Annotated in this window: 20 protein-coding genes; 3 read left to right on the top strand and 17 right to left on the bottom strand. The window is 70.8% G+C overall.

Annotated elements, in window-relative coordinates; all coding sequences use genetic code 11:
- The 5 genes from ITP53_RS59405 to murQ form a co-directional block, all read right to left on the bottom strand.
- Positions 1-3,241, bottom strand: a 3,241-nt coding sequence (locus ITP53_RS59405; protein WP_195898126.1) for a condensation domain-containing protein, incomplete at its 3' end; no start/stop codon positions are given.
- A 2-nt stretch (positions 3,242-3,243) separates the two neighbouring features.
- A complete protein-coding gene (locus ITP53_RS26325; RefSeq protein ID WP_195898125.1) occupies positions 3,244-3,447 on the bottom strand; it encodes an MbtH family protein in 204 nt (67 codons plus the stop codon).
- A 2-nt stretch (positions 3,448-3,449) separates the two neighbouring features.
- Positions 3,450-4,751, bottom strand: coding sequence for an MFS transporter (locus ITP53_RS26320; protein WP_195898124.1), 1,302 nt, complete (start codon positions 4,749-4,751; stop codon positions 3,450-3,452).
- A 182-nt stretch (positions 4,752-4,933) separates the two neighbouring features.
- The gene (locus ITP53_RS26315; protein WP_195898123.1) at positions 4,934-6,001 is read right to left on the bottom strand and encodes a serine hydrolase domain-containing protein; all 1,068 of its coding nucleotides are present in this window, start codon (positions 5,999-6,001) and stop codon (positions 4,934-4,936) included.
- Between the two features lie 58 nt (positions 6,002-6,059).
- The gene (murQ, locus tag ITP53_RS26310) at positions 6,060-6,959 is read right to left on the bottom strand and encodes an N-acetylmuramic acid 6-phosphate etherase (protein WP_195898122.1); all 900 of its coding nucleotides are present in this window, start codon (positions 6,957-6,959) and stop codon (positions 6,060-6,062) included.
- 58 nt (positions 6,960-7,017) lie between these two features.
- On the opposite strand from murQ, the gene ITP53_RS26305 reads away from it, so the two are divergent.
- Positions 7,018-8,136, top strand: coding sequence for an exo-beta-N-acetylmuramidase NamZ family protein (locus ITP53_RS26305; protein ID WP_195898121.1), 1,119 nt, complete (start codon positions 7,018-7,020; stop codon positions 8,134-8,136).
- Positions 8,137-8,150: 14 nt separating this feature from the next.
- On the opposite strand, the gene ITP53_RS26300 is transcribed toward ITP53_RS26305, so the two are convergent.
- From ITP53_RS26300 to ITP53_RS26265, 8 genes are all read right to left on the bottom strand, one after another.
- Complete coding sequence (locus ITP53_RS26300) at positions 8,151-9,059, bottom strand: GNAT family N-acetyltransferase (RefSeq protein WP_195898120.1); 909 nt, start codon at positions 9,057-9,059, stop codon at positions 8,151-8,153.
- Positions 9,059-10,069: an ABC transporter ATP-binding protein gene (locus ITP53_RS26295; RefSeq protein ID WP_195898119.1), complete on the bottom strand. Its 1,011-nt coding sequence runs from the start codon at positions 10,067-10,069 to the stop codon at positions 9,059-9,061. The genes ITP53_RS26300 and ITP53_RS26295 overlap by 1 nt, the downstream gene beginning before the upstream one ends.
- The gene (locus ITP53_RS26290) at positions 10,066-11,052 is read right to left on the bottom strand and encodes an ABC transporter ATP-binding protein (protein ID WP_328815790.1); all 987 of its coding nucleotides are present in this window, start codon (positions 11,050-11,052) and stop codon (positions 10,066-10,068) included. Before ITP53_RS26290 ends, ITP53_RS26295 begins: the two co-directional genes overlap by 4 nt.
- Before the next feature lie 4 nt (positions 11,053-11,056).
- Positions 11,057-11,956: an ABC transporter permease gene (locus ITP53_RS26285; protein WP_195898118.1), complete on the bottom strand. Its 900-nt coding sequence runs from the start codon at positions 11,954-11,956 to the stop codon at positions 11,057-11,059.
- Entirely contained in the window at positions 11,953-12,963 is a 1,011-nt protein-coding gene (locus ITP53_RS26280) for an ABC transporter permease (protein WP_195898117.1), read from the bottom strand. The genes ITP53_RS26285 and ITP53_RS26280 overlap by 4 nt, the downstream gene beginning before the upstream one ends.
- Positions 12,964-12,974: 11 nt before the next feature.
- The gene (locus ITP53_RS26275) at positions 12,975-14,798 is read right to left on the bottom strand and encodes an ABC transporter substrate-binding protein (RefSeq protein WP_195898116.1); all 1,824 of its coding nucleotides are present in this window, start codon (positions 14,796-14,798) and stop codon (positions 12,975-12,977) included.
- A 161-nt stretch (positions 14,799-14,959) separates the two neighbouring features.
- Positions 14,960-15,925, bottom strand: a complete 966-nt coding sequence (locus ITP53_RS26270; protein WP_195898115.1) for a zinc-dependent alcohol dehydrogenase family protein — start codon at positions 15,923-15,925, stop codon at positions 14,960-14,962.
- A gap of 25 nt (positions 15,926-15,950) precedes the next feature.
- Positions 15,951-17,147: a M20 metallopeptidase family protein gene (locus ITP53_RS26265; RefSeq protein ID WP_195898114.1), complete on the bottom strand. Its 1,197-nt coding sequence runs from the start codon at positions 17,145-17,147 to the stop codon at positions 15,951-15,953.
- 61 nt (positions 17,148-17,208) lie between these two features.
- Between ITP53_RS26265 and ITP53_RS26260 the strand changes: the two genes are divergently transcribed.
- Positions 17,209-17,994: an HAD-IIA family hydrolase gene (locus ITP53_RS26260; protein ID WP_195898113.1), complete on the top strand. Its 786-nt coding sequence runs from the start codon at positions 17,209-17,211 to the stop codon at positions 17,992-17,994.
- Between the two features lie 128 nt (positions 17,995-18,122).
- Here the strand turns inward: ITP53_RS26260 and ITP53_RS26255 are convergent, their stop codons facing one another.
- The 3 genes from ITP53_RS26255 to ITP53_RS26245 all read right to left on the bottom strand — a co-directional run bounded on the left by ITP53_RS26255 (position 18,123) and on the right by ITP53_RS26245 (position 20,263).
- Entirely contained in the window at positions 18,123-19,046 is a 924-nt protein-coding gene (locus ITP53_RS26255) for an acyl-ACP desaturase (protein WP_456238104.1), read from the bottom strand.
- Positions 19,047-19,174: 128 nt separating this feature from the next.
- Positions 19,175-19,543 carry a hypothetical protein gene (locus ITP53_RS26250; protein WP_195898111.1) on the bottom strand — a complete coding sequence of 123 codons (369 nt, stop codon included), beginning with the start codon at positions 19,541-19,543 and terminating at the stop codon, positions 19,175-19,177.
- 129 nt (positions 19,544-19,672) lie between these two features.
- Positions 19,673-20,263 (bottom strand): hypothetical protein, encoded by a 591-nt coding sequence (locus ITP53_RS26245; protein ID WP_207756438.1) that lies wholly within the window; start codon positions 20,261-20,263, stop codon positions 19,673-19,675.
- 404 nt (positions 20,264-20,667) lie between these two features.
- Between ITP53_RS26245 and ITP53_RS26240 the strand changes: the two genes are divergently transcribed.
- Positions 20,668-21,201, top strand: a complete 534-nt coding sequence (locus tag ITP53_RS26240) for an NADPH-dependent FMN reductase (protein WP_195898110.1) — start codon at positions 20,668-20,670, stop codon at positions 21,199-21,201.
- A gap of 58 nt (positions 21,202-21,259) precedes the next feature.
- On the opposite strand, the gene arfB is transcribed toward ITP53_RS26240, so the two are convergent.
- On the bottom strand, positions 21,260-21,667 hold the full coding sequence (arfB, locus tag ITP53_RS26235; RefSeq protein WP_195898109.1) for an alternative ribosome rescue aminoacyl-tRNA hydrolase ArfB: 408 nt from the start codon (positions 21,665-21,667) through the stop codon (positions 21,260-21,262).
- Positions 21,668-21,796: the final 129 nt, after the last annotated feature.

Below are 21,796 nucleotides of genomic sequence, written 5' to 3'. Positions count from 1 at the left end.
CCACCCGCCCTACTCCCAGCACCTCCGCCCAGACCTCCGCGATCGTCCTCTCCAGGTCCGTCCGCGGCGCCCGATAACCCCGCGCACCCCCACTCCTGGGTACGTCGTCTCGTGGCGGGCCTCCGGAGCCGTTCCCCGGCGGGTTCTTGGAGTCGGTTGTTCGATCAACCGAAATATCAACCGGAATATCAACCGGAATGTCCGGTAATGGCAGTTCGGAGATTCGCGCGTCCGGCTCTGCCGCCATCGCCTCCAGCGCCTGGATCAGCGCGTCGGCCAGCCACTCCATCACGCGACTGTCGAAGGAGGCCAGGCGGTACTCGACGGTGACGGCGATCCCGGCCGGACCGCCGCCGGGCGTGTAGTCGTCCGTCACATCGACCAGCAGCTCGAACCTGGCCGCCCCGGTCCTGACCACCTCGACCCGCGACTCGACGCCGGGGAGCGCCAGCTCTGCCCGCGCGTTGTTCTGCAGTGCCAGGACGACGTCGGTCAGCGGATGCCGTCCGGGACGGCGTACCGGATCGAGGTCGTGCACCACCCGCTCGAACGGCACCTCCTGGTGCGCGAACGCGTCCAGGTCCGTCTCCCGCACCCGCGACACCAGCTCACCGGCGCGGGGATCGCCCGACAGGTCGGTACGCAGCACCACCAGGTTGACGAAGAACCCCACCAGGTCGCCCACCGCGTCCGAGGACCGCCCGGCGACCGGCGCCCCGATCGGCAGGTCGTGCCCCGCCCCCGCCCGGTCGAGCACCACGGCCAGCGCGGCCTGCAACACCATGAACAACGTCGCCCCACGCCGCCGCCCCAGGCTCACCAGCCGCCCATGCAGCTCAGGCCCGATCCTCCTCACCGCCGTGCCCGCCGAATCCACGGTGCCCGCCGAATCCACGGTGCCCGCCGTGCCCGCGCCGGGGCGGCGGGGCAGGGGGAGGGGCTCGGGCAGGTTCTTCAGTGCCTCGCGCCAGTAGGCGAGCTGGGCGGCCGTGAGGCGATCCACTCGCTCGCGCTGCCGTGCCGCATGGTCGGCGTACCGGATCGGCAGGGGTGGCCACTCGGCAGGGACGCCGTCGGCGCGGGCCCGGTAGGCGTGGGACAGGTCCCTCATCAACGGCGGCAACGACCATCCGTCGGTGGCGATGTGATGCATGACCAGCAGCAACGCGTGCTCGCAAGGCCCGATGGTGAACAGCACGGAGTGGATCGGCAACTCGGTGGCCAGGTCGAAGCGGTGCCCGGCGGCCTCGGCGACCCGCCCGTCCAGCTCGGCGGGCGCGACCTGGACGGCCAGGAAGCCTGGCCTGGCCTCACCGGCGGCCAGCACGCGCTGGGCGGGCTCGCCGTCGCGGACGGCGAAGACGGTCCGCAGCGGCTCGTGCCTGGCCACCACGTCCTCCACCGCCCCGCGCAGCGCCGCCACGTCCACCGGGCCGCTGAGCCGCACCAGCATGGGCATGTTGTACGCCACCCCGGCGTCGACCTGGTCGAGGAACCACAACCGCCGCTGCGCGAACGACAGGGGCAGCAAGTCCTCCGCCGCGGGAGCCTCGCCGGCAGGCCCGTTCTCCCGAGCCTCCAGCCCGTGGACGTGTCCGGCGATCCCCGCCACCGTGGGCGTCTCGAACAGCGTCCTGACCCCGACCTCCGCCCCCAGCTCGGCGTGGATCCTGCTGAGCAGCCTGGCCACCGTCAGGGAGTCCCCGCCCAGCGCGAAGAAGTCGTCGTCCACCCCCACCGACGGCACCCGCAGCACCTCGGCGAACAGCTCACACAGTGTCCGCTCCACCGCGTCGCGCGGCGCCAGGAAGGCGGAGGCAGGCTCGTACGAAGGCGCGGGCAACGCCGCTCGGTCCAGCTTCCCCGTCGCGGTCAGCGGCAACGCCTCCAGCAGCACGAACGCCGACGGCACCATGAAGTCCGGCAACGCGGCGGCCGCATGGGCCCGCAACTCCTCGGGACCGGCCGGGCCGCGGGGCACCACGTACGCGACCAGCCGCCGTTCACCGGGCTCGTCCTCCCTGGCCACCACGCTGACCCGGGCCACCGACGGATGGCGCGCCAGCACGCCCGCCACCTCACCCGGCTCGATCCTGAACCCGCGGACCTTCACCTGCTCGTCCGCCCGCCCGACGAACTCCAGCGTCCCGTCGCGCCGCCGCACCAGGTCGCCCGTCCGGTACATCCGCTCGCCCGGCGCCCCGAAGGGATCGGCCACGAAGCGCTCGGCCGTCGGCCCCAGCCGGCCCAGGTAGCCCAGGGCGAGCCCGGCGCCGGCGGCGTACAGCTCGCCGACCTCACCGTCCGCGACCGGCCGCAGCCGCGCGTCGAGGACGTGCACCCGCTTGCCGCGCAGCGGCGTGCCGATGGGAACCGCGACGTCCACCACCGGGCCTTCCACGGAGGTCACCGGGTGGACGGTCATGAAGATCATGCCCTCGACCGGCCCGTAGCCGTTGCTGACGCGGAGCCCGGGGTGGCGTTCGAGTGCCCGCGCGATGTGGCCGGGTGAGGGCGCCTCGCCGCCGACGATCAGGTGGCGCACGCCGGTGAGCGCGTGGGGGCACTCGTCCACGACCACGCTGAACAGGCTGCTGGACAGGTACATGCTGGTGATCCGGTGCTCGGCGACCAGCCGCGCCATCACCAGGGGGTCGGGCCGCTGCCCCGGATGCAGCACGCAGGTCCCGCCGGACAGCAGCGGCCCCCACAACTCCAGCGCGAACGCGTCCCACGACACCGGCGAGCACTGCAGCCACACCGCCTCGAAAGGGACGTACTCCTGCCCGGTCACCGTGGCCACGATCGCCCGGTGGGGTGCGGCCACCCCCTTGGGCAGGCCGGTCGAGCCCGAGGTGTACATGACGCAGGCCACGCCGTCGTGCCTGGCCGCGCGCGGGAGGCGGGCGAGCCCGCCGGCGGACAGCACAGCGCAGGCGCCCGCGTCGGCGGCCATGGCACGCAGCCGGTCCTCGGGGAAGTCCGGGTCGAGCACGAGGTACCCGGCCCCGGCCCGCAGCACGGCGAGGAGCGAGACGACCAGGTCGATCCCGCGCTCCATCCGCACCCCGACAACGCCGCCCGCCGGCACGTCGAGCGAGGCCGCGAGAGCGCGGGCCCGCGCGTCCAGCTCGGAGTAGGTCAGCCGCTCGTCCTCGCAGATCAACGCGGTTCTGCCGGGTGTGCGCGCAGCCTGCCGTTCGAAGACCTCGTGTACGCCGGGTCCAGCCGGTACGCCCATCGTCAACCCCGTAGGAGGCTCGCCGGCCGCAGATCCGTCCAATGTGTCTCGACGTAGGCCAGGCACGTGTCCCGGGGGCGCGGCTCCAGGACCACCCGCCATCCCGCGGGCACGTCGATGCCGGCCGGCCAGAGCGAGTGCTGGTTCTCGTCGTTCACCAGCACCAGGTAGGAGCCGTTCTCATCCTCGAAGGGGTTGGTGTTCATGGTCAGCCTCCCGCGGGTTGCTTCTCGAGGTCGGGCGTCAGCACGTCGATGTGGCGTACGGTGCGCCGGGCCAGGCCCCACAGGGCGGCGCCGGCGCCCAGCAGGCCCGCGATCAGCAGCATCGCCGCCATGCCGCTGCCTGGACCGGTGCCCACCAGGGGCCGCGCCAGGCCGGACAGTCCGGTGCCGGCCGCGGCCTGGGGTTCGAAGACGCGGTCGGCGAGCGGACCGGAGAAGGCCATCGCCACCGGAGAGGAGATCTGCGAGACGAACATGACGGCCCCGAACACCCGTCCCTGGCGCTCCTTGGGCACCTTGGTCTGGATGATCGACTGCATGGAGCCGTTGACGATCGGCATGAGGAGCGCGCCAAGCAGGATGGCGGCGGTCCAGGCGACGACCCCGTTCACCATGGCCATCACGATCTGCGCGCTCAGGCACATGCCGACGACGCCGAGCATCATGCCGCGCACCCGGTTCTTCGGCCCGCCCCAGGCGGCCAGCAGCAGCCCGCCGGCGATGCCGCCTGCGCCGATGCCGGCGTTGACCGCGGCCAGCGCGGAGACGTCGCTGCCGGTCCTCGCCAGGATCATCGGCTGCACCACGGCGAACCCGAACACCATCACGAGGTTGACCGTGAAGAACACCAGGATCAGCGCGCGCAGGCTGGGCTGCGCGAACAGGTACCGCAGCCCTTCCAGGGAGTCCGCGCCGAGCCGCTTGCGGTCCCCGGCCTCGCCCGGCCGGTCGTCGTCCATGCGCACCAGGCGCACGGTCACCAGCGCCACCGCGAAGCTGACCAGGTCGATCCACAGCACCGCGCCGAGCCCGCCGGTCACCACGATCAGCCCGGCCAGCGCCGGGCCGCCCACGTCCGCGACGCTCTTGGCGGTGGCGAGCAGGCCGTTGGCCCGCTGGAGTTGCTCCTTGCCCACCAGCATCGGCACCGCCGACGACAGCGCGGGGAACTGGAAGGCGGCCGCCGCGCCGAGCAGCGCGACGGTCAGGTAGACCTGCCAGAGGTGCAGGTCGCCGAGGAAGTACACCGCCGCCATCGCGCCCACGGCCACGAGCCCGCCGAGGTCGGCCAATTGCAGCGCCGTACGCTTTCTGCACCGGTCGACGATCGCCCCCGCGGTGGGGCTGAGCAACATCTGGGGCAGCAGCGCGCACAGCGAGATCGCGACCACCTGCGTGACCTGGTGGTCAACCGTCCACGCCTGGATGATCAGGGAAAACCGGAGAACGGAATTTCCGACAAGGGTGACGACCTGGCCCGACCAAACGACACCGAATCTGCCCATTCCAGCAAATCGCCGGATAAATCCATTAGATCGCTGTTCGGAGGATGAATCTTCACCCATATGTGCTCGAGGCCCTTCTGGTGAAAAGGAACCCTGAGGTGGCCTGTCCGCCCTCACTCGTACCTTCACACACGGTTTTGGGCTGAGCAATACGCTCTTTGTGGTCTAGTAATTACATCCCGTCAACGTGCGAGGTCAACGAGGCGCAGCGCCTCCGCGGCCACCGCGTGACGCAGTTCGCCGATACCCTCCCGGCCGCGTACGGGATGGACGGCGTTCGTCAGCAGCACCACGGTCAGACCGCGCGCGGGGTCGATGACGAGCGAGGTGCCGGTGAACCCCGAGTGGCCGTACGCGCCGCTCAGCGGGCCCACGATGGCCGGGTCGCCGATGCGCACGCCCAGACCGTGACGGAAGGGGGCGCCCTCGGCGCCCTGGTCGCGCGTCATCTCGGCCACGCTCTCCTGGCGCAGCATCGGCCCGCCGCCCAGCCGCAGCGCCTCCCCGAACGCCACCAGGTCCCCGGCCGTCGCGAACACCCCGGCGTGCCCCGCCACCCCGCCCAGCGCGTACGCGGTCCCGTCGTGCACCTCACCCCGCACGCATCCCGGCTCCCAGGTGGGGCTCTGGCGCTCGGGCTTCCACTCGGTGGCCGCGATCCGCGCTCGCGCCGCGGGGCGGTAGCCGGTGTCGGGCAGGTCCAGCACGCCGGTGACCCTGGAGCGCACCAGGACGTCGAGCGGCGCGCCGCCGGCCAGCTCGGCGACCCGGCCCGCCGTGATCATGCCGACGTCGCTGTAGAGGTAGGGGCCTCCGACGGGGTGGCCGACCGGGGTGTCCAGGATGGCGGCCATCCGCTCGGCCGCGCCCGAATCCGGCAGCTCCCGGTCGATACGCCGGGTCGGAGGCAGGCCCGCCGTGTGCGTGAGCAGCCGGCGCGGCGTGATCCTCGGGTCACGCCCTGGAATCCACGAGGCCACCGGCTCGTCCAGGCCGACGCGGCCCTCCTCGGCCAGCGAGAGCAGCACGACCGTGGTGAACAGCTTGCTCACCGAGGCCAGGTCGAAGATCGAGTCACGTCGTACGGGCGGCCGTACGGCGGCCAGGGTCCCTGCCGCGTCCGCACAGCGTACGAGCTCCCCGGCCGCGGCCTCCGCGACCACCACGCCCTCCGCGGCGACCATCGCCACCGCCGCGGAGCAGACCCGCGGCACCCCGTCCGCCAGGATCGCGTCCAGCCGATCGGACATCCCCATCCCCCCTCATCCCGTCCCCGTCACCCCGTTCCCCGTCATGCCGCGAGGGGTGTCAGCCGCTCAGGGCGTCGCTGAGGCGTTCCCCGTGGGACTCCAGCAGCGCCCGCGCCCCGTCCGCGTCGAGGCCGTGCTCGATCATCAGGACCGCGACCTTCGCCTGCCCGCCCGCCGCGTCCAGCGCCGCGCCTGCCGTCTCGTGGTCGGCGCCGGTGATGTCCCTGACCATGCGCAGCACCCGCCCGGCCAGCTTGCTGTTCATCGCCGACATCTCGATCATCTCGTTCCCGTAGGTACGGCCGAGCCGGACCATGGAGATCGTCGAGATCATGTTGAGCACGAGCTTCTGGGCCGTGCCCGCCTTGAGCCGGGTCGAACCGGTCACCACCTCGGGCCCCACGACGACCTCGATCGCGTGCTCGGCCGCCGCCGACAGCGGCGCGCCGTCGTTGCACGACAGGCCGACGGTGAGCGCGCCGCGCCCGGCCGCCTCCGTCAGCGCGCCCAGCACGAAAGGGGCCTGCCCGCTGGCGGACACGCCCACCACCGAGTCGAGCGGTCCCACCTCCAGGTCCTTCATGGCGGCGGCGCCCGCGTCGCCGTCGTCCTCCGCCCCCTCGACGGACCGGGTCAGCGCGTCGGGCCCGCCGGCGATGATGCCCTGCACCAGCGAGGGATCCGTACCGAACGTGGGCGGGCACTCACTGGCGTCGAGCACCGCCAGCCGCCCCGACGTGCCGGCGCCGACGTACAGCAGCCGGCCGCCCTCGCCCATCCTCGCGGCGATCGCGTCGATCGCGGCCGAGATGGCGGGGATGACCATCGCGACCGCGGCGGGCACGGCGGCGTCGGCCTGGTTCATCAATCGGGCGATCTGCGCCGTCGGCAGCCGGTCGATCTGGCTGTAGCGGGGATCGCTCTGCTCGGTGGACAGCTCGGGTAGCGGATCAATCATGACGCTAATTTCCACCCTTTACTTCTCACTTGTAAATATATTTCAGGACAATGGGTTCATGGCACTTGTGCGTACCGGAGCTGAACGGCTGGCCGCGGATCCCTCCCTCGCCGGAGGCGCCCGCCTCGGCCTCGTCACGAACCCCACCGGAGTCCTGCCCGACCTGACCCCCACGGCGGACGCCCTGTGGGCCGCGGGGCTGGGCCTGACCGCCCTGTTCGGCCCCGAGCACGGCCTGCGCGGCAGCGCCCAGGCGGCGGGCGGTGAGGCCGACACGGTGGACGAGCGGACGGGGCTGCCGGTCCACGACACCTACCAGCGCGAGGGCGAGGCGCTCGACCGGGTGGTGGCCGCCTCCGGCGTGGACACCCTGGTCTTCGACATCGCCGACGTGGGGGCCCGCTTCTACACCTACGTCTGGACCATGTACGACCTGCTGGCCTCGGCCGCCCGGCTCGGGCTGCGTTTCGTGGTGCTGGACCGGCCGAACCCGCTCGGCGGCGCGGTCGAGGAGGGCCCGCTGCTCGACCCGGCGTTCACGTCCTTCGTGGGCCGCTTCCCGCTGCCCGTACGGCACGGCAGGACGGTGGGGGAGCTGGCCCTGGCGTTCGGGTTCGACGTGGACCTGAGCGTGGTCGAGATGGAGGGCTGGCGGCGCGACATGGCGTTCGCCGAGACGGGGCTGCCGTGGGTGATGCCGTCGGTCAACATGCCGACCGTGGACACCGCGCTGGTCTATCCGGGCACGGCCCTGTTCGAGGGCACGAACTTCTCCGAGGGACGCGGCACCACCAGGCCGTTCGAGCTGGTCGGGGCGCCGTACGCCGACCGGAGGTTCGCCCCGGCGCTGGCCGCGCTCGGCCTGCCGGGCGTGCGGTTCAGGGAGACGTGGTTCACGCCGACGTTCCACAAGCACGCAGGCATGCCCGTACGCGGCGTGCAGGTGCACGTACACGACCGGGAGGCGTACAGGCCGGTCCTGACCGGCCTGTCGATGCTGCACGTGGCCCGCACCCTCTACCCGGACGACCTGCGCTGGCAGGGCCCCGGCCTGTTCATGGACCACCTGTGGGGCTCCGACGCGCTCACCCGGTGCCTGGAGGCCGGCGACGACCCGCGCGAGCTGTGCCCGCCGCCCCGCCCCCCGCAAGGAACGCTGCTCTACGGTGACGGCTGAACCTGCGCGTGACATCACGCCAGATCGCGCCGGTAGAGCCAGAAGACGCGCTCCGCTCGCGCGCCGACCACGCGCGAGTAGAACCGCAACGGCCCGACCCACCCGATCTGGGCACTGGTCTGGCCGGCGGCCCGCTGGTCGGCCAGGCACCTGCGCAGCAGCACCCCGCCGATGCCGAGCCCGCGGGCGTCAGGCGCGGTCCCCGTCGGCCCGAACCAGCCGGGCCGCGACCCCCAGGCGGCGAAGGCCAGGACGCGGCCGTCGCGCTCGGCGTAGTGCAGCCCGTCCGCGTTGGCCGCCTCCCAGGCCCAGGACTCGTTCCAGTGCTCGGCGACGAACGCGACCACCCGCTCGCGGTCCGAACCCGAAGCGCCCGAAGCACCCGCAGCGCCCGCAGCGCCTGAAGCGTCCGGCGCGCCCGCGGCGCGCACGGCGACGCCGGCCTTCTCCAGTCGCAGCAGGTCTTCATCCACGGACAGGTCCGCGGACGACAGGTCGGCGGTCATGTTCCAGGCGACCTGGTATTGCTCGTAGCCGAGGCTCTCGGCCAGGCAGGCGGCGGCGGTGTAGCGCACGTCGATGCCGGGCCAGGCGTAGCACGGTGGGTTCCCGGCGAAGCGGGCCTGCCGCGCGCCCTGCTGGAGCAGCCACTCCTCGGCCGCCCGCACCAGCGCACGCCCGCGCCCCTGACCCCGCGCCGACGGATGCACGGCGAGCAGGTCGACGTGGCCGACGTCCGGATCCTTCGTGGACACGGAGGCCATGACGACCCCGCCGTCGGTCGCCAGCGCAGTCCACCGCCGGTCGGCGGGCGGCCGCGACAGCCACCCGACCAGCGCGGACGCCTCGGGGTCGAGCGTCAGCGCGGCCCCGGCGACCCGTGCCGCCTCCTCCAGCCCGGCGGCCCCCACAGCGTGGGACATCACACCTCGCTCATCGGCCGGGCGATCACGCTGCGGCGCTCGGGGTAGAAGCACGCGTGCTCCTGCGGCAGGCCGTCGGCCACCTGCAGCAGCGGCCGCTCGCTCGTGCACCGCTCGCCCCGGAACGGGCAGCGGCCGGCGAACAGGCAGCCCTCCTCGGACTGGTCCTGGTCCAGGGGCTCCAGCGGCGTCACGGGGTGCTCGCCCGGCTGCTCCAGCCCGTGCAGCACGGGGATGGCCGACAGCAGCGACTGCGTGTACGGGTGCACGGGGTCGGCGATGATCGTGTCCACCGCGCCGCGCTCGATCACCTGGCCGCGGTAGATGACGTACAGCTCGCCGTCGTCGCCGATGTAGCGGGCCGTGGCCACGTCGTGCGTGATGAACAGCACGCTCACCCCGAGCCGCTCGCGCAGGTCCTTCAGCAGCGCCAGGATGCCGAGCCGGAGCGACACGTCGATCATCGAGACGGCCTCGTCCGCGACCAGCATCTCCGGGTCGACGGTCAGCGCGCGGGCGATGACCACCCGCTGCCGCATGCCGCCGGACAGCTGGTGCGGGTAGCGCGCCAGCACCGAGCCGGGATCCAGCCCCACCAGCGACAGCACCTCGGCCGCCCGCTCCTCGATCCACGACTTCGAGCGCCCGGTCTGCCCGGCCCGCAGGCTCAGCGGCGCGTGCAGCGTCTGGTGGACGGTCCTGGTCGGGTTGAGCGCCGAGTAGGGGTCCTGGTGGATCATCTGGATCTTGCGGAAGTGCGGCTGGCGCTGCTTGGGCTTGAGCGACGACATGGCGACGCCGTCGATGGCGATCTCACCCTCGTCGTACGTCTCCAGCCCCGCGATGATCCGCCCCAGCGTGGTCTTGCCACACCCGGACTCGCCGATGAACGAGGCGGCCCCGCCCTTCGGGATCGAGAAGTCCACGCCGCGCAGCGCCCGCACCTCCCGCGCGCCGAGCACCTTGCCGCGCTGCTTGTACGTCTTGACGACGCCGGTTCCGTTGATCACGCGTGCTCCTTCACGGTCACGGCGTGGCAGGCCACCAGCCTGGTTCCATGCGAGACGGCCTCGGGGTCCACCGTGTCGCACACGTCCATGCGCAGCGCGCAGCGCTCCCTGAACACGCAGCCCTCCTTCGGCACGGTCGCCAGCGTCGGCGGCCGTCCCGGCAGCGCCTGCGCCTCCGCGATGTCGCCGACGAGCCGCGGAATGGCCTTGATGAGTCCCTTGGTGTACGGGTGCCGCGGCGCGCCCAGCACCTCCCTGGTCGGGCCCTGCTCGACCAGCCGCCCGCCGTACATGACGGCCAGCCGGTCGGCGACCTCGGCCACCACGCCGATGTCGTGCGTGATGACCAGCGTGGTCAGGCCGCGCTCCGCGTGCACCGCGCGGACGATCTTCAGGATGTTCGCCTGCGTGATCATGTCCAGCGCGGTCGTCGGCTCGTCCAGCACCACGAGATGGGCGTTGAGCACCAGCGCCAGCATGATGCCGACCCGCTGGCGCATGCCGCCGGACAGCTCGTGCTGGTGCGAGTCGAGCACCCTGGCCCCGTCGAGGCCCATCCGGCCGAGCAGCTCCTTGGCCTCGCGCACCAGGCCGCGCAGATCCTCCACGCCGTGCGAGCGGCCCAGGTCGAGCAGCTGCTTGCCGACCGTCTTGAGCGGGTTGAGGGAGTTCTGGGCCGCCTGGAAGACGTATCCGACGTGCTTGCCGCGGGCCTTGCGCAGTTGCTCGCCACGGAAGCGGGCCATGTCACCGAGCCCGTCGATCTCGACGGTGCCCGCGGCGATCCTGCCGGGCGGCTGCACCGCGTTGAGCAGCGACAGCGCCAGCGTCGACTTGCCGGAGCCGGACTCGCCGACGATGCCGGTGATCGTGCCGGGCTCCAGCGTCAGGGTGACGTCCCTTACGGCGGGCAGCTCGCCCGCGGGGGTCTTGTAGACGACCGTGAGGCCGTCGATGCGCACTCCCGGCGCTTGCTCTGCCACGTTGCTACTCCTCGCGCAGCCGGGGGTTGAAGATCTCGTCCATGGCGTCCACCACGAGCACGATGGCCAGCGTCAGCAGCAGGATCGCCAGCAGCGGCCCCAGCAGGAAGCCGAGCGCGCTCGGAATGGTCAGGGCGCCGGAGCGGAACACGGCCGTGTTGAGCATCTGGCCCCAGTTGTTCGACTCGTACGGCAGCACGCCCAGGAAGAACAGGCCGACCTGCGAGTAGACGCCGCCGGTGATCGCGATGAGCATGTTCATCGCGATGTACGGCGCCATGCTCGGCAGCAGTTCCTTGCCCACGATGTGCGTCGTGGACAGTCCGAGCCCGCGCGCCGCCTCGATGAACCCCCGCTCGCGCAGCGACAGCGTCTGCGACCGCACAGCCCGCGCCACGCCGCCCCAGCTGAGCAGCCCCAGCACCAGGCCCATCTGCACGGCGCTGTTGAACTTCCACACTGTCGAGAGCACCAGCAGCAGCGGCAGCCCCGGGATGGTCAGCTTCATGTCGGTGAACCGCATGAGCACCGTGTCCCAGCGCCCCCGCTTGAAGCCGGAGAACAGCCCGATGCCGGTGCCGAGCACCACCGTGATGACGGCGGTGACCAGGGCGGCCAGCAGCACGTAGCGGGAACCGGTGACCACCAGGGCGATCACGTCCCTGCCCTGGTCGTCGGTGCCCAGCCAGTGCTGCCAGCTCGGCGGCCGGGTGAGCTGGCCGGGATCGCGCGGCAGCGGGTCCGGATAGAACAGCGGCCCGAACAGGCCCATGAAGACGAAGCCGAGCATGAGCACGGCGCCCACCAAGCGGGTGGGCTTGCGCCTCATCACCCGCCACACGCCCGTCCAGAAGTTGCGGCGCATGGCGGCGCTCGTCGAGGAACCCTCCAGCAGAACGCTCATGAGGACACCTCCTCCCCGCTGCGAACTCGTGGGTCGATGACGCTGTAGAACAGGTCCGCGACGATGTTCGCCACGATGATGGCGGCGGTGATCAGCAGGAACGCCCCGCCCATCAGCGCGTAGTCGCGCATCGTGATGCTGTCGATGAGCAGCAGCCCGAGCCCCGGATAGTTGAAGATCCGCTCGATGAACACCGCGCCGCCCAGCAGCAGGCCGAGCGACAGCGCCAGGATCGTGAACAGCGGCAGGATGGCGTTGCGCGCGATGTACCTGAAGATGATCGAGCGCTTCATCCCGCGCAGCTCCGCGGCCAGGATGAAGTCGTCGCCGAGCACCGTGACCACGCTGGACTTCATCGCCAGGATCCACCCGCCGTACGCGGCCAGCGCGTACGTCGCCACCGGCAGCACCGCGTGATCGAACAGCGAGGCGATGTAACCGGCGTTGAACCCGGGCTCGAACAGGATGTCCACCGGGCCGTCGGCCGGCAGGATCGGGATCAGCGTCGCGAAGATCGCGCTCAGCAGCAGGCCCAGGACGTACTGCGGCACGCCGTGCAGCAGCGAGCCGGAGATGGCGAGGACGTCGCCGAGCTTGCCCGAGCGCTTGATGGCCGCGTAGACGCCCATGATGATCCCGACCAGGAAGCTCAGCAGCGTCCCGGCCAGGACAGGTAGAACGGTCCACTTGGCCGCTTCACCCAGCACCTGGGTGACGGGCGCGCCGGCGTGGGTGACCGACTGCCCGAGATCGAAGGTGAACAGCCCCGAGATGTAGTCGATGTACTGCTCCCACAGCGAGCCCTTGGGCTGGAAGCCGTACAGCACGCGGGTCGCCTGCTCGGCCGCCTGCGGATCCATGCCCATCTGGATCAGCTTCTGCACGTTGGCCGCGACCGGGTCGCCGGGGATGCTCCTGACGATGAAGAAACTGATCGTCGCGACGACCAGGATCATGACGACCCCGCGGGCCAGGTGGCCCGCGAGTCGCCGTGCGATGACCGTCATAGGCTCTTTCTCTACTGCTTCTTCTTGACCATGCCGAGCTGGATCCAGACCCCGGCGGGCAGGCGCAGCAGGTCGCTGTCCTGCGCGGGCCAGCCGGTGAACCGGCTGGTGTTGGTGAACTGGGTGTTCACGTAGTCCCACAGCTGGATGACCGGGAGGTCCTGGTTGGCCGCCTTGGCGAGCTGCGCCATGATCGGCTTGGCCTCCTCGGGACCGGCCGCGTTGAGCTTCGCGGTGAGCTCACCCGGGTTGATCTTGCCGACGCCCTCGACGTCGATCTCCTCCGCGCTGCCCATCCAGTTGCCGCTCTTGCCAGGTGCGCTGTGCTTGACCTGGCCGGCGACGTTGGTCCAGCCGTTGGAGGTGCCGTAGAGGCGCTGGAAGATGTCGTACGGCGCCGGGCCGAGCGCCATCAGCCAGAAGCCGACGTCGTACTTGCCCGCCGCGAGCTCCTCAAGGTAGATCGGGTAGTCCGCCACGGTCACGACCTCGGCGTCCACGCCGTTCTCGATGAGCTGGCTCTTGATGTTCTCCTGCGCGGAGATCCAGTCGGAGAAGCCGGACGGCGCCTGCATGGTCACCTTCCACGGTGAGCCGTCGGCCATCGCCCACTTGCCGTCCTTCTTCTGCAGGCCGGCCTCCTTGAACTCCGCCTCGGCCTTGGCCACGTCGAACGCGTACGGGTCCAGGCTCGACAGCTCGGAGCCGATCCACTCCTGCGCGGGCTTCTGGTGGATGCCGGACGTCGTCACGGCCGGGGTGCCGCCCTCGGGTGAGGCGACCTTGGTCACCTGGGCGCGGTCGATCAGGTGGGCCAGACCGCGGCGCACGTGCACGTTGTCGTACGGCTTCTTCGACTGGTTGAACGCCATGCCGACGGCGACCGGGGAGAAGCCCGTGATCAGCTGGGAGCCGGGGGCCTGCTTGATCCGGTTCATCACGTCGGTGGGTGCGGCGACGAAGCCGGAGTGGTCGAGCTTGCCGGCGCTCAGGTAGTTCCAGATCTGCTCGTTGCCGCTGAAGTTGAGGAACTTGACCTGGTCGGGCGCGACGTTCGCGGCGTTGTAGAAGTTCTTGTTCTTCAGCAGCAGCGCCTCGCCCGGGTTCACCCGCTCCAGGGTGAACGGGCCGGCCGAGACGTCCTTCGGCGGAGCGAAGGCGAGCACCTTCTGGCCGATGGCGAGGATCTCCTCGCGGGCCTTGTCGGCGGCCTCGCCGGTGCCCCTGGAGGTCTTCAGCTTGTCCCAGAAGTCGGCGGGCAGCAGGCTGCCCCAGACGTGCGCGGGAACGACCCAGTTGTCGATCACGCCGCGCGCGAACTTGGAGCTCGGGTTGGTCATGTCCTGGGTGACCTTGACCGTCTTGTCGTCCACGACCTCCACGTCGGCCGCCGCGCCGGCCGCGCCCGGCGTCAGCGCGAACGCGGTGCTGCCGGTGGTGTAGGCGAGGCCGATGGAGAGCCTGACGTCCTCTGCCGTCACCGGCTTGCCGTCGGACCACTTGCCGTTCGGCTGCAGATGGAGGGTCACCGAGGAGTTGTCGGGCGCGATGTCCCAGCTCGCCGCGATGCCGGGGTAGAACTGGTTGGGATCGGTCACGTGGTTCTTGACCCAGCCCAGCTTCATCCCGTTGTAACCGAGGTAGGAGTTGCCCTTGGGAGCCCAGGGGTTGGCCGGCCCGCTCGGGTCGAGGCCGGGCCGGGCCACGTCGATCGTGGTGAAGAGCCCGCCGCCACCGCCGCTCGAGCCGCCGGGCTGGTTGGTGGCACCACCACTGCATGCCGCAGTCGCGGTGGCCAGGCCCAGCAGGGCCACTACCGCTGCCAGTCGCTTCATTTGCCGCTCCGGGGGATGTCGGACCTCGAGAGGATCTGTAGGGAGTTGACCGGACACTACGATCGCGCCAGGCCAGCGTCAATAATCTCCACAGGTTGTGAAGCTAATGTAACTTTCCTTCATGAGTGTACGTAGTGATGCTAAGCGCCACCAACTGTAAATTAAGCCATGACCAGCACCGCAGCGCCGTTGACCCGGCCGGCGGCCAGGTCCGAGAGCGCCCGGTCGGCCTCCGTGAAGGGATGAAGCTGAGTCGTCACGCGCGGCGGATGCGCGGCTGCGAGCTCCAGATAGGCCCGCCCGTCCGCCCTCGTGTTGGCCGTCACGCTGCGCAGGGTCCGCTCCTGGAAAAGGTGCCGGTCGTAGTCCAGCTCGGGGATATCGGTCAGGTGGATCCCCGCGATCGCCAGCGTCCCGCCCCGGTCCAGGGCCTCGAGCGCGGGCGGCACCAGTGTGCCGACCGGCGCGAACAGGATCGCCGAGTCCAGCGGCTCAGGCGGCCGGTCGCCCGCCGAGGCCGCGCCCAGCTCCAGCGCCAGCTCCCTGGCGGTGTGGGACCTGGTGACGACGTGCACGGTGGCGCCCTGGGCGATGGCGGCCTGCGCGGTCAGATGCGCCGAGGCACCGAAGCCGTAGATCCCCAGCCGCCCGCCCGGCGGCAGGTCGCACCGCGCCAGCGCGCGGTAGCCGATGATCCCCGCGCACAGGAGCGGCGCCAGCCGCTCGGCCGGCACCTCCTCGGGCAGCGGATAGACGTAGTCCGCGGGCGCGACGAGATATTCGGCGAACCCGCCGTCCGCGTCCCATCCCGTGTAGGTGGAGTCGGGGCAGAGGTTCTCCATACCCCTGCGGCAGTAGCGGCACCTCCCGCAGGTGGACCGCAACCAGGCCACGCCCACCCGCTCGCCGGTGCCCGCCACCCTGCCGACCGCCTGGTGGCCCGGCGTCGTGCGGGGCCGCCGCGGCGGCAGGTCGCCCTCGGCCAGGTGCAGGTCCGTACGGCACACGCCGCACGCCTCCACGCGTACGAGCACCTCGCCGGGACCCGGCTCCGGCACCGCCCGCTCGACCGCCATCAGCGGCCGGGACGCCATCGGCCCCGGCCGCTCCACCACCCACGCCCGCATCGCCGCCCCCTCGTCAGCCTGGTCGTCAGGAAGCGCCGGCGAGCCGGGAGAAGGCCAGGGAGGCGTACAGGGCGGCGCCGTCGGGCAGGACCGCGTCGTCGAACAGCGCCTCGGGGGAGTGGTTGTAGGGCGCCGTGGCTGGGTCCCGGTCGGGCGGGCACGCCCCCAGGAAGACGAACGCCCCCGGCACGGCCTCCAGCACGTACGAGAAGTCCTCCGACCCCATGATCGGCTGCGGCAGCACGAAATACCGTCCGGCGCCGAACAGGTCGTCGGCCGTCCGCTCGGCGAAGCCGGCCTCGGTGGAGTCGTTCACCGTCACCGGGTAGCCCATCCCGAACGACGCCTCCGCCCGCAGCCCGTGCGCCGCCGCGACGCCCTCGACGACCTCCACCAGCCGCCGCTTGACCAGCGTTCTGTTCTCCTCGCTGAACGTGCGCACGGTCGCGTCGAACCTGGCCTCGTCCGGGATGATGTTGTCCGCCGTCCCGCCGTGGAAGCTGCCGACCGTCACCACCACCGGGTCGAACACGTTGAACGTCCTGGTCACCATCGTCTGCAGCGCCGTCACCATCTCGACCGCGGCCTGGATCGGGTCCAGCGCCAGGTACGGCGTGGAGCCGTGACCGCCGCGCCCCTTCACCGTCACGGAGAACACGTCCGCCGCCGCCATGATCGGCCCAGGCCGCGCGGCGAACAGGCCTGGCGGCACCATCGAGGAGACCACGTGCATCCCGTACGCCGCCACGGGCCGCTCGCCCGCCGCGTCCAGCACACCTTCGCCGATCATGAACTTGGCGCCGTCGTGCCCCTCCTCACCCGGCTGGAACATGAACACGACGTCGCCGGCCAGCTCCTCCCGCCGCGCGCTGAGCAGCCGCGCCGCCCCGGCCAGCATCGTGGTGTGCAGGTCGTGCCCGCACGCGTGCATCTGCCCTGGCAACTCCGACCGGTACGGCAGATCGTTCTTCTCGGTCACCGGCAGCGCGTCCATGTCGCCCCGTAGCAGGACGGCAGGGCCTGGCCGGCCGCCCCTGAGGACGGCCGTCACGGAGCTCAGCGCCGTGCCCGTCTTGATCTCCAGCGGCAGCCCGTCGAGGGCCGCGAGCACCTTCTCCTGGGTGCGCGGCAGGTGGAGGCCGATCTCCGGAGTGGTGTGCAACGAGTGCCTGAGCTGAACGAGTTCGTCCCGCATGTCCTGCGCGGATTCAGTGAACGACATGAATTACATTCTGCGCCTACCGGACGGGAAGTCGATGAGGCGCGCTCGCTACGATGGGCGGGTGACCCAGCGTAAGCGGATCGACTCCTGGCTGTCCGACATGGACGGCGTCCTCGTCCACGAAGGGCGGCCGATCCCCGGAGCGGACGAATTCATCAAACGGCTCAGCGAGTCAGGCAAGAAGTTCAGGGTTCTGACGAACAACTCGATCTACACCCAGCGCGACCTGTCGGTGCGCCTGGCCGGCGCCGGGCTGGCGGTGCCCGCCGACTCCATCTGGACCTCTGCTCTGGCCACCGCCCAGTTCCTCGACGATCAGCGCGCGGGCGGCTCGGCGTACGTGATCGGCGAGTCCGGGCTGACCACGGCGCTCCACCAGGTGGGCTACATCCTCACCGACCTCGACCCCGACTACGTCGTGCTCGGCGAGACCCGCACCTACAGCTTCACCCAGATCACCCGCGCCATCCGGCTCATCGAGGGCGGCGCCCGGTTCATCGCCACCAACCCCGACCCCGTCGGCCCCTCCACCGAGGGCTCCCTCCCGGCGTGCGGCGCCGTCGCCGCCCTCATCACCAAGGCCACCGGCGTCGAGCCCTACTTCGTCGGCAAGCCCAACCCGCGCATGATGCGCAGCGCGCTCAACGAGATCGAGGGCCACAGCGAGACCACCGCCATGATCGGTGACCGGATGGACACCGACATCGTGTGCGGCATGGAGGCGGGGCTCTTCACGATCCTCGTCCTCACCGGTGTCACCCAGCGCGACCAGATCGACCGCTTCCCCTTCCGCCCCTCCCTCGTCGTCGACTCCGTGGCCGACCTCATCGACCTCGTATCAACTTGACCCGGCCCTGAAGGACAGGGCTTGGAGGTAGGGCACAGCCGCGGCTCGCCCGAGCGGCCCTTCAGCCGCCCCTGGCGGCCGGCCGCCGGAGGCGCTTCCGGCCTGCCGGCGGGCGGGGTGGCTTCCGGTCAGCGGCGGGCGGCGGCGCGGACCCGGCGTTCCTCCCTGCGCTCGACGAACCTGGCGGCGGTCGCGTCGGCCTTGGTCAGGAACGCGGACAGTTCCTCGCGCGCCTTCTCCCCCTCTGCGTCCAGCCCGCCCTTCTCGAACACCGCCCACTGCCGCAGCACCGGCATCAGCACGTCGTCCAGGTGCAGCCGCAGGTCGTAGATGCCCTCGTTCGCGATGATCAGCGACTTGCGGGCGAACCCCTCCATTCCCTGGCCGGGCATCTGGAAGGTGGTCACGACGTCGGTCACCGCACGCATGGTCTGGTTGGCGTCGAGCTCGAAGGCCGCCTTGAGCAGGTTGCGGTAGAAGAGCATGTGCAGGTTCTCGTCGGCGGCGATCCGGGCGAGCAGCCGCTCACAGCCCTCGTCGCCGGACGCCCTGCCGGTGTTGCGGTGCGCGATGCGGGTGGCCAGCTCCTGGAAGGAGACGTACGCGAGCTGCTGGAGCATGGTGGTGTACTCGGTGGTGAACCCGTGCTCCATGTGGTGCATGCGGGCCCGCTCCAGCGCGACCGGGTCGACCGCGCGGGTGACCGTGAGGTAGTCGCGCAGCGCGGTGCCGTGGCGGTCTTCCTCGGCGGTCCACCGGTGCACCCACGTGCCCCAGGCGCCGTCGCGCCCGAACGTGGTGGCGATCTCGTGGTGGTAGCTGGGGAGGTTGTCCTCGGTGAGGAGGTTGACGATGAGCGACACGCGGGCCGCCTCGGGGATCTTGGAGTCGCCTTCCCGCCACGCCTCGCCCCCGTAGATGCCGTCGAAGTCACGGCCCTCGCTCCACGGGATGTACTCGTGCGGGAACCACTCCTTGGCCATCTGGTTGTGGCGGTCGAGCTCCACGGCCACCACGGGCTCTAGCTCGTGCAGAAGCTCCGTCTGAGACATCGCCATAAAAGATCTTCCCCTTCAGGTTACGGTACCGTAGGTTAGATTACCGGAAGGACATAACGGTCAAATAGGGTGCCTGGGCAAACGAGATGAGCCCCCGGCGCCGGCCGGGGCTCATCTCGCTCTCACGCGCTCTTCTTCTTCAGCAACCGATCAAGCTTGATGCCGAGATCGGTCATCTCCGATCGCAGGCAGGTGAACTCCTGTGCGATCTCGGACCGCAGGCCCGCCTCCTCGCCCGGGGGCGCGGCGGGCAGTCCGCTCACCACCCGCCGGACGCCCGCGACCTCGGTGTTGACCGCCGAGAACTCCTCGCCCATCTCGATCCTGACGGTCGCGAGATCGGTCTTCAGACGCCCGATCTCCGCCTGCAGGTGCTTGGTCCGGTCGTTGATCTCGCTCAGCAGCTCGGCGTGCAGGTCCGGCTCTGCGTACCGCGGCGCCGCCCCACCGTGCCGTACGGCCGCCTCAAGATCTTCAACACGGAGTTTCAAGTCGAGAATCTCCGCCTGTACGTCCACAGACGCCTGCCTTTTCACCGACTGCAAGGGATGAGGCCCACTTCATGGGCCCGTCCGATTCTGTCATCAGTCGATTGCGGTGCGTAAGCGAACTCGAAGACTTCATGCTCGCCTGTCCTCGATCTCCCACAAGTGGTCGATGACGTGCCAGGCGGTCCTGCGCACTACGTATCGGGGCGGCCAGCCGGTCGCGAGGGGAGGCGACCAGGGGCGGGAGAGCATCTCGGCCAGTTCGGCGCGCATCGCGTCCCGGTCCGCGACCGACTTGTACGGCTTGTGCCGCACACCGGCGTACCGGGCGTAGGACCGTTCGGCCTCCTCCACGTGCGCGACGACCTTGCTCAGGTCGCGCCCGCCGCCGCGCGGGCCCTTGCGCAGCTCCTCCGGCGAGACGGCGGCCACCTCGCCGAACACGGCCCACGCCGCCCGCAACAGCGCGACCCCGCGCTCGGCCTCCGGCCCCGGCAGGGGCTCCAGATCGAGGTCGGGCACGGAATGCGGGGCGCCGAAGTCGGTGGTCATGCTCCCCGGCACCCGGGCCACCACCGCCGGCTCCCCCGGATCGAACGCCAGTCCGGCGCGCGCCGCGATGACCTCGTAGCGCGGGGCGTAGGTCATGAGCCGGTCGATCGCCGCCTCCTCGCCCTTGTCCACCCGGCACCAGCCGGGCCAGTCCAGGGTGCAGGCGAACACCTACTTCGGGCCGATCTCCAGGTAAACACGCGTCATGGCACGTCAGCCTGCCAGGTGTACCTGTCAGCGGCGGTCAGGTTCGGATGAGGCCGATTCAGCGTGATCTGTCGTGGAACCCCGGGCGTTCACCCTCAGGAGGAAACGGCGGCGCGGGAGGCCCGCCAAGGGCCGGGTGGTGCGGTGACGGCAGCGTTCATGGAGCGGCTCAGCCTGGGCGTTTCTGGTCGTCGATGCCACGCGAGGCGCTGGACGATGGTGGGGTCGCCCGCGCCTCGGTAATCACCTTGGGTGACGGAAATGGGGCGCACGGTGAAAAGGTGCGCCTTTTGACCGGGAGATGGTCTTGGACAAGCCAGACATCGGGCAGGTTTCCCGGTAACACCGGAACCCCTTGGGAGCAGAGGGTGAAAATCATCGGGATCGCCGCCAGCCTCCACGAGGGCTCGTTCATCAACAGGCTGCTGGAGGCGGCGGGCGGCGAGTTGCCCGAAGGCGTCGAGTTCACGGTGTGGCCGGGGCTGCGCGAGATCCCGCCGTACGAGGCCGGGCCGGTTCCGGCGTCCGCCCGGGAGCTGCTCAGGCTGCTCGCGGCCGGTGACGGCGTGCTGATGACCGCACCGGAGCACAGCCTGCTGCCGGCCGAGCTGATGTACGCGCTGGACTGGATGTCGGTCCGCGACGGGCTGTCGGGCAAGCACGTGGCGGTGATGAGCGCGAGCGCCAGGGCCTGCGGCGCGATGTGGGCCCAGGCCGAGCTCTACAAGCAGCTCCAGAGTGCCGGGGCCGTCGTGATGGGCGCCGAGCTGGTGATCTCCCCGGCCTGCCCGCACTTCGACAAGGACGGCCACCTCACGGCCCCCGGCCTGCGCGACCAGGTCCGCGCCGTGATCGGCCAGCTCTGCCCCGCCGAGGTCATGGAGCCCGCGCTCTCCCTCTGAGCGGGGCTTCTGAGCGGGACCTTTGAGCGGGACCTCTGAGCGGAACCTCTGAGGGAGGCTACGGTTCGCGGCGCAGGCGTTTGACGTCCGAGCGATGTTTCTTGGCCGAGATGCGGCGCTCGACCGCGCCCCGGCTGGGCTTGGTCGGGCGCCGGCGCTTGGCCGGCGGCGCGATGGCCTCGCGCAGCTTCTGCGCCAGGCGGTGGGCCGCGGCCTCGCGGTTCCTGAGCTGTGACCGGTATTCGGACGCGGCGATCGTGATCTTCTCCGCGCCCAGCCGGTCGAGCGCCCGAGCCTTCAGTGCGGGCGGCAACACGGTGCTCGCGGCGACGTCGAAGGTCAGCTCCACGCGGCTGTCCGTGGTGTTGACGCCCTGGCCGCCCGGGCCCGACGAACGTGAGAAGCGCCATTCGAGCTCGGCGTCAGGAATGACGACCGAGTCGTTGACGACGAGCGGGCCGGGCATGGGTGGGGCTCCTGTTCGGAAAGTGCCTCATGTAGGTGAGTGTCACCGTATCTGGGCGTCGTATGCCGTACGCAACGGCATTTACCACGGCGGGAATTCCGCGGCGGTGGCAGGGCCCAGGCGCTTGAC

The organism is Nonomuraea cypriaca, from assembly GCF_015645445.1.
Taxonomy (GTDB): Bacteria; Actinomycetota; Actinomycetes; order Streptosporangiales; family Streptosporangiaceae; genus Nonomuraea; species Nonomuraea cypriaca.
Note: the sequence above shows the minus strand (reverse complement) of the source record. Positions and strands in the feature narration are given on the sequence as shown.